The sequence below is a fragment of the Burkholderia theae genome (assembly GCF_048565265.1).
Classification (GTDB): Bacteria; Pseudomonadota; Gammaproteobacteria; order Burkholderiales; family Burkholderiaceae; genus Burkholderia; species Burkholderia theae.
Genome location: NZ_CP183461.1, coordinates 2,264,988 through 2,280,306, shown reverse-complemented (window position 1 = coordinate 2,280,306; position 15,319 = coordinate 2,264,988). Strand labels below are relative to the sequence as shown.

The following is a 15,319-nucleotide window of genomic DNA, read 5'->3' as shown; positions in this document are numbered from 1 at the left end:
ATCGTGATCACTTTTCATATAAGAAGCACATTACGCTGAGGGCCACCGATGAAGAACACCGCACGCTTGCCGATTTCCATTTTCGCGCTGATGCTGGCCGCGCCGGCATTTGCGTCTACGCCCGCCGAAAACGTCGCATGGAGCGCCAAACCCATGCAGACGGTTGCAGCGTCGCCGGCGTGCTCCGCCTACTCGGGGCGGCCGATCTCGAGCGGCGAGCCGCCGTCGACGGAATCCGTACTGAAAGCGTTCGGCACGTCGCTGGCCGGCGCCGCGCTGGGCGCTGTCGCCGGCGGATATCAGGGCGCAGCCCCCAATCCGTGCCCGCGCCCCGGCCTGTGACCGGTTCGCAAGCGAACCGCATGGATCGCCGCTTCATCTGAAACAAGCTCGATAACAAGCGCCGCGCGTCGCCCGACCGCGGCGCTTTGTCATTTCAGGCGCGCCTACTCCCAGAAGCTTCGGATCGCGACCGCCACGATCACCGGCACCGAGAACACCAGCGGGATCGCGAAATACTGCGCTTCGCGATCGACGACCCAGCTATAGATCACCCACGCCGCGCCGATCGCGAACGTGATGAGGCCGACCGTCACGGCGGCAATGTTCAGGACCAGCTTCGAAGGCTGGCGGCGCGTCTTGGCATTGTCGTTGTTATCGCGCGGGGACGATTTCATCGGAAGAGTGCGGCTTCGGGCCGGAACAGGGGTAAATGCACAGGAAACCCCATCCGCACGGATCGCGCAAGGGCCGGCGCGTGCCGGCCCCGTCACGCGGGTTCCCGCGCGTTACAACCCGAACGCCGAAGCCAGCTCATCGAGCAGTTCGCGCTGGAACGTGACGAACCGCTCGCCCGGCTGCTGTGCGATCGCGAGATCGAGCATCGGATCGGCGACGTCGGTGCGGATGCCGGCCAGTTCCTCGACGATCGCGAGCCCGCAGAACGGCACGTACGCTTCCGAATACCCGCCTTCATGAACGATCACGAGCCGTCCGCCGCAATGGCGCTGCGCGGCATCCTTCACAGCGTGCGTCATGAACCGGTAGCTGTCGGTGTGCAGTTGCATGCGCGCAAGCGGATCGACCGCGCTCGCGTCGAGGCCGCTCGCGACGACGATCAGCTCGGGCCGGAAACGCTCCAGCGCCGGCAGCACGATTCGCTCGAACGCGTAGCGATACGCGTCGTCGCCGCTGCCCGCGAGCAGCGGCACGTTCAGGTTCGCGCCGACGCCCGCGCCCTCGCCGCGATCGTCCGCGCCGCTGTAGCCGGGCGGGAAGCAGCGGTCCTGGTGCAGCGAGATCGTCAGCGTGTCCGGATCGTCGTAGTAAATCGACTGCGTGCCGTTGCCGTGATGCACGTCCCAATCAATCACCGCGACGCGCTCGATGCCGTGTTTTGCTCGGGCGGCCTCGATTGCGATCGGGATGTTCGCCAGCAGGCAGAAGCCCATCGGCCGGTCGCGCAGGCAGTGATGGCCGGGCGGCCGCGACAGCGAGAACGCATTGGCCGCGTGCTCGGCGACGACGGTGTCGACGGCCGCGATCGCGAGGCCGGCCGACAGCGCGGCGATCTCGTAGCTGCCTTTGCCGAACGGCGCGAGATCGCCGAGGTCGCCGCCGTTCGCGTCGCTGAGTGCGCGGAACGCGTCGAGATAACGCGCGGGATGAATGCGCAGCAGGTCGGCGGGCGACGCCGGCGCGGCGCCGCGCAGGTCGAGCTGTGCGGCCAGCCCCGAGGCCTGCACGAGCGACAGGAAGCGGCGCTTCGAATCGGGGGATTCCGCGTAACCCGCGCTCGATGGCGGCTGGACCCAGCCGCCGACCGGGAAGAACAGCGCGTGCGTGCCGCCGGTATGCCAGAAAGTGCGTTCGTCGGTGAAGAAGGCAGTGCGGTTCATGGACGTTTGTGACCTGTCACGGTTGGGAGGAAACGGAAGCGCGTGCGCGGCGATCGAGATGGCGCAGCGCGGCGAACGAGACGATTGCGACGGCCGTCGCGGCCGAGAACAGCGCGCGCATCGTGCCGCCGGCGTCGAGCATCAACCCGGCGAGCAGCGGGCCGGCCGCGAGGCCGGCGCCGATCACGAAATTGAGCGTCGCGACGAGGCGGCCCGACGAGTCGATCTGCGCGACGGTCGCGAGGATGAACGGCAGCACGAACGTCCACGCGAACTTGAACGCGAAGATCGCCGCGCTGTAGCCGCCCGCGTGCCGCATCGCGGCGAGCGCAATGAGAGACGCCGCGAGCAGCGCGTAACCGGCGGCCAGCATCGCGCGCCGCGCAAGCCGGCCGCCTGCGCACGACGCGAGCGCCGCGCCGGCGATCCCCATCACGCTCGCGATCGCGAGCACGTTGCCGGTCGACTGCGGGTCGAGTCCGGCTTCCGTTGCAGCGCGGCTCGCGAAGGTCCACACGCTGCCGATCGCGAGATAGAACGTCAGCACCGCTCCGATCGCGAGCGCAATGAAATGCCGCGGCGTATGCGTTGCATTTCCACGCGCGGTTTGTGCGGACGCCGTCCGCACGCCGAGCGACGACGGAAAGCCGCGCGACAGCGGCGCCGCGAGCAGCGCGAGTGCGGCGAGCACGACATACAGCGCGCGCAGCCCGAACGCGGCGAACACATGCGGCAGCAAGAACAGGCCGATCGCGCCCGCAATCAACTGGCCGACGACCCACAGGCCGTACACGCGGTCGCTGTTGTCGCTGGTTGCCGCGCTCGTCATGCAGAGCACCATCAGCGAGCCGCCGCCGAGCGCCGTGACGGCGCGCAGCGCGAGCAGCACGGCGAAGTCCGGCATCCACAGCGCGGTCAGCAGGTTGCCCGCGCCGAACAGTGCGATCGCGAACGCGGCGACGCGGCGCGCGTCGACACGGCCGAGCCACAGGTACGACGGCACGGTCGCGAGGCTGAACGCACCGAGTTCGACGAAGAAGTAGGTGCCGATCTGCGACGCGGACAGCCCGAGCTGCGTCGCGAGCTGGCCGGCGACGGCCGGCGCCACGAGCAGCAGCAGCGGCGTGATGGCCGCGAACACGACGAGCGCGACGAGCGTCGAGCGCGCGAAGGTCGACGCGCGGCCGTCGGGCGAAAGTGCGGCATCCGGGGACAGGGTTTTCATGGCGGGTTCTCGTGTGGGGAATCAGAACAGGTGGTACATGCCGACCATCGCGCCGAACTGCGACGCGCCGGCGAGCGGCGTCGGGTCGTATTCGTAGACGGTCTGCGAGCTCTGGCCGCTGTTGCGCGCGTAACCGAGGTTCATGTATGCGACGGTGCGTTTCGACAGCGCGTACGTGGTGCTCGCGATGAAGAGCGTCGGATGGCCGATCGCCGGCGTGCGCGAGTCGGTGTGGTACACGCCCGCGTTCAGGCCGATCCCGTTCGACGTCAGGTAACGCGCACCGCCCCAGACGATCGTGCGCGCCGCATCGAGGTCGCCCGTCAGGCGCTCGACGCCGGCATAGACGGTGAGCGGCAAGGTGGCGAATGCGTAGCGCGCGGCGAGCGTGCCGAGTTCGCGCCGTCGCGCCGACGTGTCGTCGGCCCCCGACACGTCGCCGTGCGCCTGATGCAGCACAGCGCTGACCGACAGGCCGTTGCTCGTGTACTGGCCGCCGAGTTCGAGCACGCGTCCGGCGCGCGTATTGCCGGCGACGCCGGACGTCGCGGCAAGCGCCTCGACGTCGAAGCCGGCGAACGTCGGCGACTGGTACTTGACCGAGTGGTCGATGAAGTTCGCGGTCATCGGCACGATCACGCCCTGGCCGCTGTACGACGCATACCAGAGCGGGTCGTAGAACAACGTCTTGTCGAACAGCACGCTGAATTGCCGGCCGAGCGTGACGGTGCCGACCGGCCCCGCGATGCCGACGTACGCGCCGCGGAAGAACGCGTAGCCGGGCACGGTCGCGGTGCCGTCGTTGAGGTTGAGGCCCTGTTCGAGCTTGAACAGCGCACGCCAGCCGCCGCCGAGATCCTCGTTGCCCTTCAGCCCGATCTGCGAAGGCAGGATGCCGTAGTTCTGCAACTGCACGGCCGCGTGGCGCCCGTCGGCGTGCGTCAGGTATTGCACGCCGGCGTCGAGCGCGCCGTACAGCGTGAGGGTCGACTGCGCGTGCGCGGCGGCGCCGCACGCGGCGAGCGTCGCGGCGGCCGCGGCCGTGCGGATGAAGCGGGGTTTCGTCACGTCGGGTTCTCCATACCGTCCTGCATCGGTTTGTCGTTGGTGTTGTCGCGACGCAGTGTCCGCAGCGGGAAAACTGTCGAACAGTCGTACAGATGAACGGTGCGGAAAACCCGCGGTGTGCGGCATGGACGCAGCGCGATGCCGCGACGCGGCGTGCTGCGCAGCAGCAACGTGTCGCGCACCGTTCAAATGGATGGGGTTGATGCCCGTTCCGGCACCGTGGCCCGCCAAAAAAGCCGCTCGCTATAATCGGCCGGTGTCGTTGCGCACATCAGCAGCCCGATCGGGCAGGGGAGCGGAAGGTGAGGATCACGACGGATATCGGGCAGGATCTCGATGCGCTGCGCGACGTGCCGGCCGCCATCGTGCTCGACGAATTCGCGTGGCCGCCGCGGCCGTCGCGCCGTGCCGATTTCGACGGCGTCACGCGGGGCGACGCGTCACAGCGCGAACTCGGGCTGATGCTGCTCGACCTGTACGCGGTAGCCGCGCAGTCCGGCATCGGCGAATTCGAATACCGCTTCTTTTCGCTGCTGCAGGCGCTCGTTCCGTTCGATGCCGCATGGACCGGCGTCGCGACGCATGCGCCGACCGGCCCGGTGATGCATAACAGCTTCCTGTTTCGCCTGCCGCACGCGTTCTTCAGCGACTGGAAACGCGTGCGCGATTGCGACCCGCTTGCGCACCGCACGTTGCACGGCGCGCACGGTCGCGCGGTGCGGCTGTCGGTCGTCGAGCCGGGGCTCGATGCGCGGTTTCGCGATTGGTGCGTGAAGTACGGGCTCGCGCAACTGATGTGCGTGTGCACGCTCGATCGCCGCTTCGGCCTGACGACGTTCATGTCGATCTACCGCCAAGGCCTGAATCGCCCGTTCAGCGACGACGATGCGCACCGTTTCGAGGAAGTGATTCCGCATCTGGCGGCCGCGCTCACGATCAATCGCGCCGCGCAGCTCACGCGCGAACGCGGCGATGCGGTTGCGCCGGCGGCGCGCGCGCTGTGCGACAACTTCGGCGTGCTGCATCATGCCGATCACGGTTTCGACGACGTGCTGCGCACCGAATGGCCGGCATGGGCCGGCGCGCGCGTGCCGGAGCCCCTCGTCGCACACCTGCGGCGCCAGTCGGGTCAGCCGTTCGTCGGCGAGGCATTGCGCATCCAGTGCGTGCCCGTCGCGGGGCTGTTCCAGATCGAGGCGCGGCCACGCTCGCTGCTCGACCGGTTAAGCCCGCGCGAACTCGCGGCGATCCGTTATTACGGCGCCGGGCGTTCGCACAAGGAAGTCGCGCAGCAGATGGCGATTTCGCCGACGACCGTGCGCCATTACCTGCGCTGCGCGTACCGCAAGCTCGGCATGCACGACAAGAGTCAGATCGCGGGCGTGCTCGGTGCGACGGGCGGCGCGGCCGACGACGAGCCGGTGGCAGCCGGCGGCGAGCCACGCCGAAGCGGGTGAGCGCGGGCGCGCCGCACGCCGTCATGTGAATGGTTGTGCCCGCAACCATTGAGCGTTATCCTCGTCAGCTCCCAGGAGACGGAATTCCATCATGAACGACACGAATTCAGGGTCGGTGCGCGCAGCGGTGGTCGGTGTGGGCGCGATCGGCGGATTGCTCGCGGCCGCGCTATCGCGGGCCGGCATGACCGTGAGCGCGTACGCGCGCGGCGCAACGCTCGATGCGCTGAACACGCACGGCGTGCGCGTGATCGACGAGGCGGGCGTTGTTTCGTCGGTTCCGGTGCGTGCGAGCGACGATGCGGCCGCGCTCGGCGTGCAGGACTACGTGGTGATCGCGCTGAAGGCGCAGGCGCTGCCGGCGCTGGCCGCGCGCATTGCGCCGCTGGTCGGGCCGCACACCGTGATCGTCGCCGCGATGAACGGGCTGCCGTGGTGGTTCACGCACGCGCTCGAAGGGCCGCTTGACGGCGTGCCGCTCGACGCGGTCGATCCGGCTGGCGCCGTGTCGGCGGCGTTGCCGCCCGCGCAGGCGATCGGCTGCGTCGTGCACCTGTCGTCGAGCACCGACGCGCCGGGCGTCGTGCGCCGCGGTCGCGGCAACCGGCTGATCGTCGGTGCCTCCGATGCGCGGCTCGACGCGGCCACCGCGCGGTTTGCCGCGGCGCTCGCAGCAGGCGGTTTCGATGTCGAGTCGACACCCGCGATCCGGACCGAGATCTGGACGAAGCTGTGGGGCAACATGAACATGAATCCGTTGAGCGCGCTGACGGGGTCGACGGCCGAGCAGTTGCTCGACGATCCGTTCACGCAGGATCTCGCGCTGCGGATGATGGAAGAGGCCACCGCGATCGGCGCGAAGCTCGGTTTGTCGACAGGGATGAGCGGGCCCGAGCGGATCGCGGTCACGCGCAAGCTGGGTGCGTTCAAGACGTCGATGCTGCAGGATTTCGAAGCGGGGCGTTCGCTCGAGATCGGGCCGATCCTCGGCGTGTTTCCGGAACTCGGGCGCAAGCTCGACGTGCCGACGCCGTATTGCGACGCGGTGCTCGGGCTGGTGCGCCAGCGCGCGGTAAACAGCGGCCTGTAGCGTGTGCGCGGCCGCAGCATGCGCGGCCTCGGCCCGGCGGCGAACCGCGAACCTTTCGGCGCCGCCGCACGATGCAAAGCGGGCCGCCCGCGCCGCTGGTGATGCGACCCGGGTGGCCCGTCGAATTCATCTGATCAATACCGCCGGCAGGGTTCGGCCGCGTGCCGGCGCCGAACCCGCAACGCGGCTCAGTCGTCCCGCTCGGTCGCGTGCGCGACGACCTTGTCGAGCAGCCGTTCGAACGTCTGGCGTTCGCTGTCGGACAGGCATGCGAGCAAGCCGTCGTTCCACTTGCGCACGATCGGCATGATCTTGCGATGCAGCGCGCGGCCGTCGGCGGTCAGCGCGATCAGCACGATCCGGCCATCCTCGTCGCTCGCGCTGCGCTCGAGCAGCCCCTGGCGCAGCAGCGCTTCGGCCGCGCGGCTCGCCTGGCTCTTGTCGAGATTGGTGTGGCGCGCGAGATCCATGATCGAGAACGGACCGAAGGCGCCGACGGCGGCGATCACGCGCGCCTCGGGCAGCGAGATGTCGAGCTTGTGCCGATACACCTCGCCGATCCCGCGGTCGGATCGCTTCGTGAGCGCGTGGAGGCGATAGGTCAGAAACTGATCGAGCCCGGCTTGACGGCCTTTCATGTCGAATCCTGAAGAAAAAGGGCGGGCCCGATTGTTCCTGTATCGCGCGCTCGGGTCAACGGTCAGTGTGCGCCGTATTTCAGGCGCGTCAATTGCTCCGCTTCGTTCGCGAGCAGGTTCGCCGCGTCGCGGATCGCGACGTCGAGCGTGATCGGCCCGGGAGCCGGCGAGAAGCAGCCGGAAAAATGTTCGGACAGGCGCGGCAGCGCGGCCGGGTCGACCGCGCCCGACAACAGCGACGCCGGCACGCCGGCGGCCTGCGCATGCCGGCACGCGATGAACGGCGCCTTGCCGTGCAGCGTCTGCACGTCGGAGCGGCCTTCGCCGGTGATCAGCCAGTCGGCGCCGGCAAGCGCTGCGTCGAGCCCGACCTGCCGCGCGACCACTTCGGCGCCGGCTTCGAACTGCGCGCCGAGCATGTGCAGCGCGAAACCGAGGCCGCCCGCGGCGCCGGCGCCCGGCAGATCGCGGCCACGCCGGTCGAGCGCCGCCTCAAGCAGGTCGGCGAAGCGGCCGAGTGCGGCGTCGAGCGTCGCAACCTGCTCGGGCGTCACGCCTTTTTGCGGGCCGAACACGGCGGTTGCGCCGTGCGCGCCCGTCAGCGGGTTGTCGACGTCGGACATGCCGACGAATTCCGTTTCCTTCAGGCGCGGGTCGAGCCCCGACGCGTCGATGCGCGCGATGTCGGCGAGTCGCGACGGCACGGGCTCGACCGGCTGGCCGCCGGCGTCGAAGCACTGCAGGCCGAGGCCCGCGAGCAGCCCGGCGCCCGCGTCGTTGGTGCTGCTGCCGCCGAGCGCGACGAAGAAGCGGCGCACGCCGTCGTCGAGCAGCGTGCGGATTGCCTCGCCCATTCCGCGCGTGCTGCGCGCATCCACCGGCACGCTCATGCCGACCGGGTCCGTAATGCCGACGATCTCGGCCGTCTCGACGATCGCGGTGCGCGCGTCGATCACGCCGACCGCCGCGTCGCGTGCCGCGAGCGAGGCGCCGGCCACCCGCAGCGCGCGCCGCGTACCGCCGCCTGCCAGCATCGCATCGAGCGTGCCTTCGCCGCCGTCGGCCATCGGGCAGCAGCGCACGACCGCATCGGGGCGGGCGCGGCGGATGCCGGTGGCGATCGCATCCGCGACCTGCTCGGCGGAAAGCGAGCCTTTGAACGAATCGGGCGCGATGACGACGACAGGCGCGGACGGGTGTTGCGGCATGGTGTCTCCGGAAGGCGTGATTGGTGTGAAGAATAATGGGGGCGCGACGGCGCCTCACCCTCAATCGGAGCTTACAGGATGGCGGGCCCGTGGTGGATACGGCGTTCGGCATAGCGGCGATCCGCGCGCATTGCCGTGCAACGGGTTGCCGACACGGCGGGGACGCATGCGCGTCGCGCCGATCTGGCGGTGTGAGGAAAATTGTTTGCTAGAATAGTCGATTCTTCCGGCCAAAGCCGTGCTCCGAGCCGCTTGCGCTAGCCATTCGGCACGTGCAGGGATGGCGTGGCGCTCCGGCGCGGCGTATGCAATGCCGCAGGCAGGCACGGCAAGGAAAACCCGATTCGCTCGAATAATTTTAGGACGATTGAAGCCATGGCTAACGTTGTTGAGAACCTCGGCAAGCTTGAACGCCGCGTGACGATTTCCCTGCCGAAAGACACCGTGCAGAAGGAAATCGACACCCGTATCCAGAAACTCGCGAAGACCGTGCGCATGCCGGGTTTCCGCCCGGGCAAGGTGCCGCTGAAGATGGTCGCGCAACAGTACGCGGGTCAGGTCGAGGCGGAAGTGCTGAGCGACAAGATCGGCCAGGAATTCTTCACGATCAGCCGCGCGGAAAACCTGCGCGTCGCCGGCCAGCCGAGCTTCGAGCCGAAGCAGGAACAGGCTGAAGATGCGTACGCGTTCGACGCGACGTTCGAGGTCTACCCGGAAGTGAAGATCGGCGATCTGGCGACGGCTGAAGTCGAGCGCTCGACGACGTCGATCGGCGACGCCGAAATCGACCGCACGCTGGACATCCTGCGCAAGCAGCGCGTGCACTTCCACGCACGCGGCGAAGCCGGCGACCATGGTGACGGCGGCGCGGACACCGCAGCCAAGAACGGCGACCGCGTGACGGTCGACTTCGTCGGCAAGATCGACGACGTCGCGTTCCAGGGCGGCACCGCTGAAGATTTCCCGTTCGTGCTCGGCGAAGGCCGCATGCTGCCGGAATTCGAAACCGCGGCGCTGGGCCTGAAGGCCGGCGAAGCGCGCACGTTCGACCTGAAGTTCCCGGACGACTACCACGGTGCTGACGTGGCGGGCAAGACCGCGCAATTCACGGTCACGATGAAGAAGATCGAGTGGCCGCACCTGCCGGAAATCGACGGCGAATTCGCGAAGTCGCTCGGCATCGAAGACGGCGACCTCACGAAGATGCGCGGCGAGATCAAGGAAAACCTCGAACGCGAAGCGAAGCGCCGCACGCAATCCATCGTCAAGAACCAGGTGATGGACGCGCTGCTGAAGATTTCCGAACTCGACGTGCCGAAGGCGCTGATCGAGCAGGACCAGCAACGCCTCGTCGAAATGGCTCGCCAGGATCTGGCGCAGCGCGGCGTGCCGAACGCGAAGGACGCACCGATCCCGGCCGAGATGTTCGCCGAGCAGGCCGAGCGTCGCGTGAAGCTGGGCCTCGTGCTGGCCGAGCTCGTGAAGTCGAACAACCTCGAAGCGAAGCCGGAACAGATCCGCGCGGAAGTCGACGAGTTCGCCAAGAGCTACGAAGACCCGAAGGAAGTGGTCCGCTGGTATTATTCCAACCAGCAGCGCCTCGCCGAGATGGAAGCGTTCGTCGTTGAAAGCAACGTCGTCGATTTCGTGCTGGGCAAGGCGAAGGTGACGGACAAGGAAGTGAGCTTCGAGGCACTCGCGAGCGCATCGGCGCAAGCGTAAGTGTCGCTCTAGCGGCGTGCCGGCTGTCGGAGCGACGGCCCGCACGCCGTTTTTACGTCAAGCGCACGGTTGCCATTAATATGGCGATTGAGCGGGCGGCTTCCTTCCGTTCAATTTTCCATTCGAACAAGGTTCATTGAATGATCACTCGCGCTGAATTGCTGGACATGCTTGCTTCGAACGCGCCGCAGGGTTTCGAGGCTCAAGCACTGGGGCTGGTGCCGATCGTCGTCGAAACGAGCGGCCGCGGCGAGCGTTCGTACGATATCTATTCGCGTCTCCTGAAGGAGCGCCTGGTGTTCATGGTCGGCGAAGTGAACGACCAGACCGCCAACCTCGTGGTCGCGCAATTGCTGTTCCTCGAGAGCGAGAATCCCGACAAGGACATCAGCCTCTACATCAACAGCCCGGGCGGGTCGGTGTCGGCCGGCATGGCGATCTACGACACGATGCAGTTCATCAAGCCGGACGTGTCGACGCTGTGCATGGGGCTCGCGGCCAGCATGGGCGCGTTCCTGCTCGCGTCGGGTGCGAAGGGCAAGCGTTTCGCGCTGCCGAACTCGCGCGTGATGATTCACCAGCCGCTCGGCGGCGCACGTGGCCAGGCATCCGACATCGAGATCCAGGCGCGCGAAATCCTCTACCTGAAGGAGCGGCTGAACCAGTTGCTCGCGCAGCACACGGGCCAGGACGTCGAGCGCATCGCGCGCGACACCGACCGTGATAACTTCATGTCGAGCGAAGACGCGAAGGCGTACGGGCTGATCGATCAGGTGCTCCTGAAGCGCCCGTGAATTTAAGTGGGGTGCCGCCCCGATTCGCGCGGCGCCCCGGCGATATCCCGCACGCCCCGAGCATCTGCGGCAAGCGCATTCGGCCCGCTCCGGTCGCGCCCTAGGCGCGGCGTTCGGAGCATTCGGCGTATCATGTCATTTACCTGTCCGGAGGCTCTACATTCATGGCGGACAAAAAAGGTTCGAACAGCGAGAAGCTGTTGTATTGCTCGTTTTGCGGGAAAAGCCAGCATGAGGTGAAAAAACTCATCGCGGGCCCGTCGGTGTTCATTTGCGATGAATGTATCGACCTCTGCAACGAGATCATTCGCGACGAGGCGGCTGCCGCCGGCGTCGAGGCCAGCCTGTCCCGGTCGGATCTGCCGAGCCCGCAGGAAATTCGCGACATCCTCGATCAGTACGTGATCGGCCAGGAGCGCGCGAAGAAAATCCTCGCGGTGGCCGTGTACAACCACTACAAGCGCCTGAAGCATCTCGACAAGAAGGACGACGTCGAGCTGTCGAAGAGCAACATCCTGCTGATCGGCCCGACGGGCTCCGGCAAGACGCTGCTCGCGCAGACGCTCGCGCGGTTGCTCAACGTGCCGTTCGTGATCGCCGATGCGACGACGCTGACCGAAGCCGGCTACGTCGGCGAGGACGTCGAGAACATCATCCAGAAGCTGTTGCAGAACTGCAACTACGAGGTCGACAAGGCCCAGCGCGGGATCGTCTACATCGACGAAATCGACAAGATCAGCCGCAAGTCGGACAACCCGTCGATCACGCGCGACGTGTCGGGCGAGGGTGTCCAGCAGGCACTGCTGAAGCTCGTCGAGGGCACGATGGCGTCGGTGCCGCCGCAGGGCGGCCGCAAGCACCCGAACCAGGATTTCATCCAGGTCGACACGACCAACATCCTGTTCATCTGCGGCGGCGCGTTCGACGGTCTCGAAAAGGTGATCACCGATCGTACCGAGAAAACCGGCATCGGCTTCGGCGCGACGGTCAAGAGCAAGCAGGAACGCGACGCGGGCGAAGTGCTGCGCGAAACGGAACCGGAAGACCTGATCAAATTCGGTCTGATCCCCGAATTGATCGGCCGTTTGCCGGTGGTCGCGACGCTCGGCAAGCTCGATGAAGCCGCGCTGATGAAGATCCTGGTCGAGCCGAAGAACGCGCTCGTGAAGCAGTATCACAAGCTGTTCGCGATGGAGCGCGTCGAGCTGGAAATCCGGCCGGGCGCGCTGCAGGCGGTTGCCCGCAAGGCGATCCGTCGCAAGACCGGCGCGCGCGGTTTGCGTTCGATCATCGAACAGGCGCTGCTCGACGTGATGTACGAACTGCCGACGATGAAAGGGGTCAGCAAGGTCATCATCGACGAGAACGTCATCGAGGGCGACGGCAAGCCTTTGCTGATCTACGAGGACACGCCGAAGGTGGCGGGTTCGAACTGACCGGCTTGCCGACGATGTTCTGCGAAAAAGGCCGTTCATGAGACCGTGGGCGGCTTTTTTTCGTTTATCTTGTGGGTAACTCTGACTCGACACGCGGTGGTTACTTTCTTACCGAATATTTCCCGCACTTGAAGGCTTGCAATTCGTTGTGGCGGCCTCAATTACCGAACAATTGATTCCACTCATGGGGAAATGAAATGTCAGGCACCCAACTTCTCCCGCCGGAACGCATCACGCTCCCGCTGCTGCCGCTGCGGGACGTCGTCGTTTTCCCGCACATGGTGATTCCGCTCTTCGTGGGCCGGCCGAAATCGATCAAGGCCCTCGAAGCAGCGATGGAAGGCGGCAAGCACATCATGCTCGTCGCCCAGAAAACCGCGGCCAAGGACGAACCGACCGAAAAGGACATGTACGAGGTCGGTTGTATCGCCAACATTCTGCAGATGCTGAAGCTGCCGGACGGCACCGTGAAGGTGCTCGTCGAGGGCCTGCAGCGCGCGAAGGCGTTGTCGATCGAAGAACAGGAGACGCAGTTCTCCTGCGACGTGATGCCGCTCGAGCCCGATCATGCCGACAGCGCTGAAACGGAAGCGCTGCGCCGCGCGATCGTGTCGCAGTTCGACCAGTACGTGAAGCTGAACAAGAAGATCCCGCCGGAGATTCTCACGTCGCTGTCGGGTATCGATGAAGCAGGCCGTCTCGCGGACATGATCGCCGAGCGCCTGCCGCTGAAGCTCGACCAGAAGCAGCACATCCTCGAGATGTTCCCGGTCATCGAGCGCCTCGAGCATCTGCTCGCGCAGCTCGAAGCCGAAATCGACATCCTGCAGGTCGAAAAGCGCATCCGCGGGCGCGTGAAGCGCCAGATGGAAAAGAGCCAGCGCGAGTACTACCTGAACGAACAGGTCAAGGCGATCCAGAAGGAACTGGGCGAGGGCGAAGAAGGTGCCGATCTCGAGGAACTCGAGAAGCGCATCAACGCCGCGCGCATGCCGAAGGAAGCGAAGAAGAAGGCCGACGCCGAGCTGAAGAAGCTGAAGCTGATGTCGCCGATGTCGGCGGAAGCCACCGTCGTGCGCAACTACATCGACACGCTGATCGGCCTGCCGTGGCGCAAGAAGAGCAAGGTCAACAACGACCTGTCGAACGCCGAGCAGGTGCTTGACGAGGATCACTTCGGCCTCGAGAAGGTCAAGGAACGCATCCTCGAGTATCTCGCGGTGCAACAGCGCGTCGACAAGGTCAAGGCACCGATCCTGTGTCTCGTCGGGCCTCCGGGTGTCGGCAAGACCTCGCTCGGCCAGTCGATCGCCCGTGCGACGAACCGCAAGTTCGTCCGGATGGCGCTTGGCGGCGTGCGTGACGAAGCCGAGATCCGCGGCCACCGCCGCACGTATATCGGTTCGATGCCGGGCAAGATCCTGCAAAGCCTCGCGAAGGTCGGCGTGCGCAATCCGCTCTTCCTGCTCGACGAAGTCGACAAGATGGGCATGGATTTCCGCGGCGATCCGTCGTCGGCGCTGCTCGAAGTGCTCGATCCGGAACAAAACCACACGTTCGCTGACCACTACATCGAGGTCGACTTCGATCTGTCGGACGTGATGTTCGTCGCGACGTCGAACTCGCTGAACATCCCGCCGCCGCTGCTCGACCGGATGGAAGTGATCCGTCTGTCGGGCTACACGGAAGACGAGAAGGTCAGCATTGCCCAGCGTTACCTGCTGCCGAAGCAGAAGAAGAACAACGGGCTGAAGGAAGGCGAGATCGACGTCACCGAACAGGCGATCCGCGACATCATCCGCTACTACACGCGTGAAGCCGGTGTGCGTTCGCTCGAGCGGGAAGTGTCGAAGATCTGCCGCAAGGTCGTGAAGATGCTGCTGCTGAAGAAGGCATCGGGCGCGATCAAGGTCGATGGCGAGAACCTCGATACGTTCCTCGGCGTGCGCAAGTACGACTTCGGCCTCGCGGCGAAGGAAAACCAGGTCGGTCAGGTGACGGGCCTCGCGTGGACGGAAGTCGGCGGCGACCTGCTGACGATCGAAGCCGCGGTGATGCCGGGCAAGGGCAACGTGATCCGCACGGGTTCGCTCGGCGACGTGATGAAGGAGTCGGTCGAGGCTGCACGTTCGGTCGTGCGCTCGCGTTCGCGCCGTCTGGGCATCAAGGACGAAGCGTTCGAGAAGCAGGACATCCACATCCACGTGCCGGAAGGCGCGACGCCGAAGGACGGTCCGTCCGCCGGCGGTGCGATGACGACCGCGCTGGTGTCGGTGCTGACGGGTATCCCCGTGCGTGCCGATGTCGCGATGACGGGCGAAATCACGTTGCGTGGCGAAGTGCTGCCGATCGGCGGGCTGAAGGAAAAGCTGCTTGCCGCGCATCGCGGCGGCATCAAGCTCGTGCTGATCCCGGAAGAGAACGTGAAGGATCTCGCGGACATTCCGGACAACGTGAAGAACGCGATCGAGATCGTGCCGGTCCGCTGGATCGACAAGGTGCTGGAGCTCGCGCTCGAGCGTTCGCCGACTCCGCTGCCGCCGGAAGAAGAAGCGAAGGCAGCGGCGCCGGTCGGTGAGGCGGCGAAGGATGCCGGCTCGACGGAAGTCGTCAAGCACTGAGACCCTGAACGTCGTCGTTCTTGACGGTCGTTCACGAAACCCGCGGTGTGTCCGCGGGTTTTTTTATGCGTGTCGAAATCGTGCGCGGGCGCGGTAGAAAAAAAATTCGCATCCAGGCTTGGCAAAGTGATCGGGGATGAATTAAACTTGCGGGCTCGCTGG

15 protein-coding genes are annotated in these 15,319 nt (G+C 66.1%); 7 read left to right on the top strand and 8 right to left on the bottom strand.

Annotated features, from left to right (window positions below):
* Window positions 1–14: 14 nt before the first annotated feature.
* Entirely contained in the window at window positions 15–155 is a 141-nt protein-coding gene (locus ACN22W_RS10775; protein ID WP_419684153.1) for a hypothetical protein, read from the bottom strand.
* Between ACN22W_RS10775 and ACN22W_RS10770 the strand changes: the two genes are divergently transcribed.
* The gene (locus ACN22W_RS10770) at window positions 154–342 is read left to right on the top strand and encodes a hypothetical protein (protein WP_419684151.1); all 189 of its coding nucleotides are present in this window, start codon (window positions 154–156) and stop codon (window positions 340–342) included. The two genes, ACN22W_RS10775 and ACN22W_RS10770, sit on opposite strands and share 2 nt — an antisense overlap.
* A 104-nt stretch (window positions 343–446) precedes the next feature.
* Here ACN22W_RS10770 and ACN22W_RS10765 read toward each other — a convergent pair whose 3' ends face one another.
* The 5 genes from ACN22W_RS10765 to ACN22W_RS10745 form a co-directional block, all read right to left on the bottom strand.
* A complete protein-coding gene (locus ACN22W_RS10765) occupies window positions 447–677 on the bottom strand; it encodes a hypothetical protein (protein WP_048248508.1) in 231 nt (76 codons plus the stop codon).
* 111 nt (window positions 678–788) lie between these two features.
* Window positions 789–1,898, bottom strand: coding sequence for a class II histone deacetylase (locus ACN22W_RS10760; RefSeq protein WP_419684149.1), 1,110 nt, complete (start codon window positions 1,896–1,898; stop codon window positions 789–791).
* A gap of 16 nt (window positions 1,899–1,914) precedes the next feature.
* A complete protein-coding gene (locus ACN22W_RS10755; protein ID WP_419684147.1) occupies window positions 1,915–3,123 on the bottom strand; it encodes an MFS transporter in 1,209 nt (402 codons plus the stop codon).
* 21 nt (window positions 3,124–3,144) lie between these two features.
* Window positions 3,145–4,191 carry a porin gene (locus ACN22W_RS10750; protein ID WP_419684145.1) on the bottom strand — a complete coding sequence of 349 codons (1,047 nt, stop codon included), beginning with the start codon at window positions 4,189–4,191 and terminating at the stop codon, window positions 3,145–3,147.
* Window positions 4,188–4,373 (bottom strand): hypothetical protein, encoded by a 186-nt coding sequence (locus ACN22W_RS10745; protein WP_419684143.1) that lies wholly within the window; start codon window positions 4,371–4,373, stop codon window positions 4,188–4,190. The genes ACN22W_RS10750 and ACN22W_RS10745 overlap by 4 nt, the downstream gene beginning before the upstream one ends.
* A gap of 120 nt (window positions 4,374–4,493) precedes the next feature.
* Here ACN22W_RS10745 and ACN22W_RS10740 point away from each other — a divergent pair, with 120 nt between their 5' ends.
* A complete protein-coding gene (locus tag ACN22W_RS10740) occupies window positions 4,494–5,648 on the top strand; it encodes a response regulator transcription factor (RefSeq protein ID WP_419684141.1) in 1,155 nt (384 codons plus the stop codon).
* A gap of 91 nt (window positions 5,649–5,739) precedes the next feature.
* Complete coding sequence (locus tag ACN22W_RS10735) at window positions 5,740–6,738, top strand: 2-dehydropantoate 2-reductase (RefSeq protein ID WP_419684139.1); 999 nt, start codon at window positions 5,740–5,742, stop codon at window positions 6,736–6,738.
* A 188-nt stretch (window positions 6,739–6,926) separates the two neighbouring features.
* Here the strand turns inward: ACN22W_RS10735 and ACN22W_RS10730 are convergent, their stop codons facing one another.
* Complete coding sequence (locus ACN22W_RS10730) at window positions 6,927–7,376, bottom strand: MarR family winged helix-turn-helix transcriptional regulator (RefSeq protein WP_129512350.1); 450 nt, start codon at window positions 7,374–7,376, stop codon at window positions 6,927–6,929.
* A 62-nt stretch (window positions 7,377–7,438) separates the two neighbouring features.
* A complete protein-coding gene (locus tag ACN22W_RS10725) occupies window positions 7,439–8,584 on the bottom strand; it encodes a glycerate kinase (protein WP_419684137.1) in 1,146 nt (381 codons plus the stop codon).
* A 375-nt stretch (window positions 8,585–8,959) separates the two neighbouring features.
* Between ACN22W_RS10725 and tig the strand changes: the two genes are divergently transcribed.
* From tig to lon, 4 genes are all read left to right on the top strand, one after another.
* Entirely contained in the window at window positions 8,960–10,306 is a 1,347-nt protein-coding gene (gene tig, locus ACN22W_RS10720; RefSeq protein WP_129512348.1) for a trigger factor, read from the top strand.
* A 140-nt stretch (window positions 10,307–10,446) separates the two neighbouring features.
* A complete protein-coding gene (clpP, locus tag ACN22W_RS10715; RefSeq protein WP_010092137.1) occupies window positions 10,447–11,100 on the top strand; it encodes an ATP-dependent Clp endopeptidase proteolytic subunit ClpP in 654 nt (217 codons plus the stop codon).
* 164 nt (window positions 11,101–11,264) lie between these two features.
* Complete coding sequence (clpX, locus tag ACN22W_RS10710; RefSeq protein WP_048248493.1) at window positions 11,265–12,536, top strand: ATP-dependent Clp protease ATP-binding subunit ClpX; 1,272 nt, start codon at window positions 11,265–11,267, stop codon at window positions 12,534–12,536.
* Window positions 12,537–12,733: 197 nt separating this feature from the next.
* A complete protein-coding gene (lon, locus tag ACN22W_RS10705) occupies window positions 12,734–15,157 on the top strand; it encodes an endopeptidase La (RefSeq protein WP_048248492.1) in 2,424 nt (807 codons plus the stop codon).
* Window positions 15,158–15,319 lie beyond the last annotated feature (162 nt).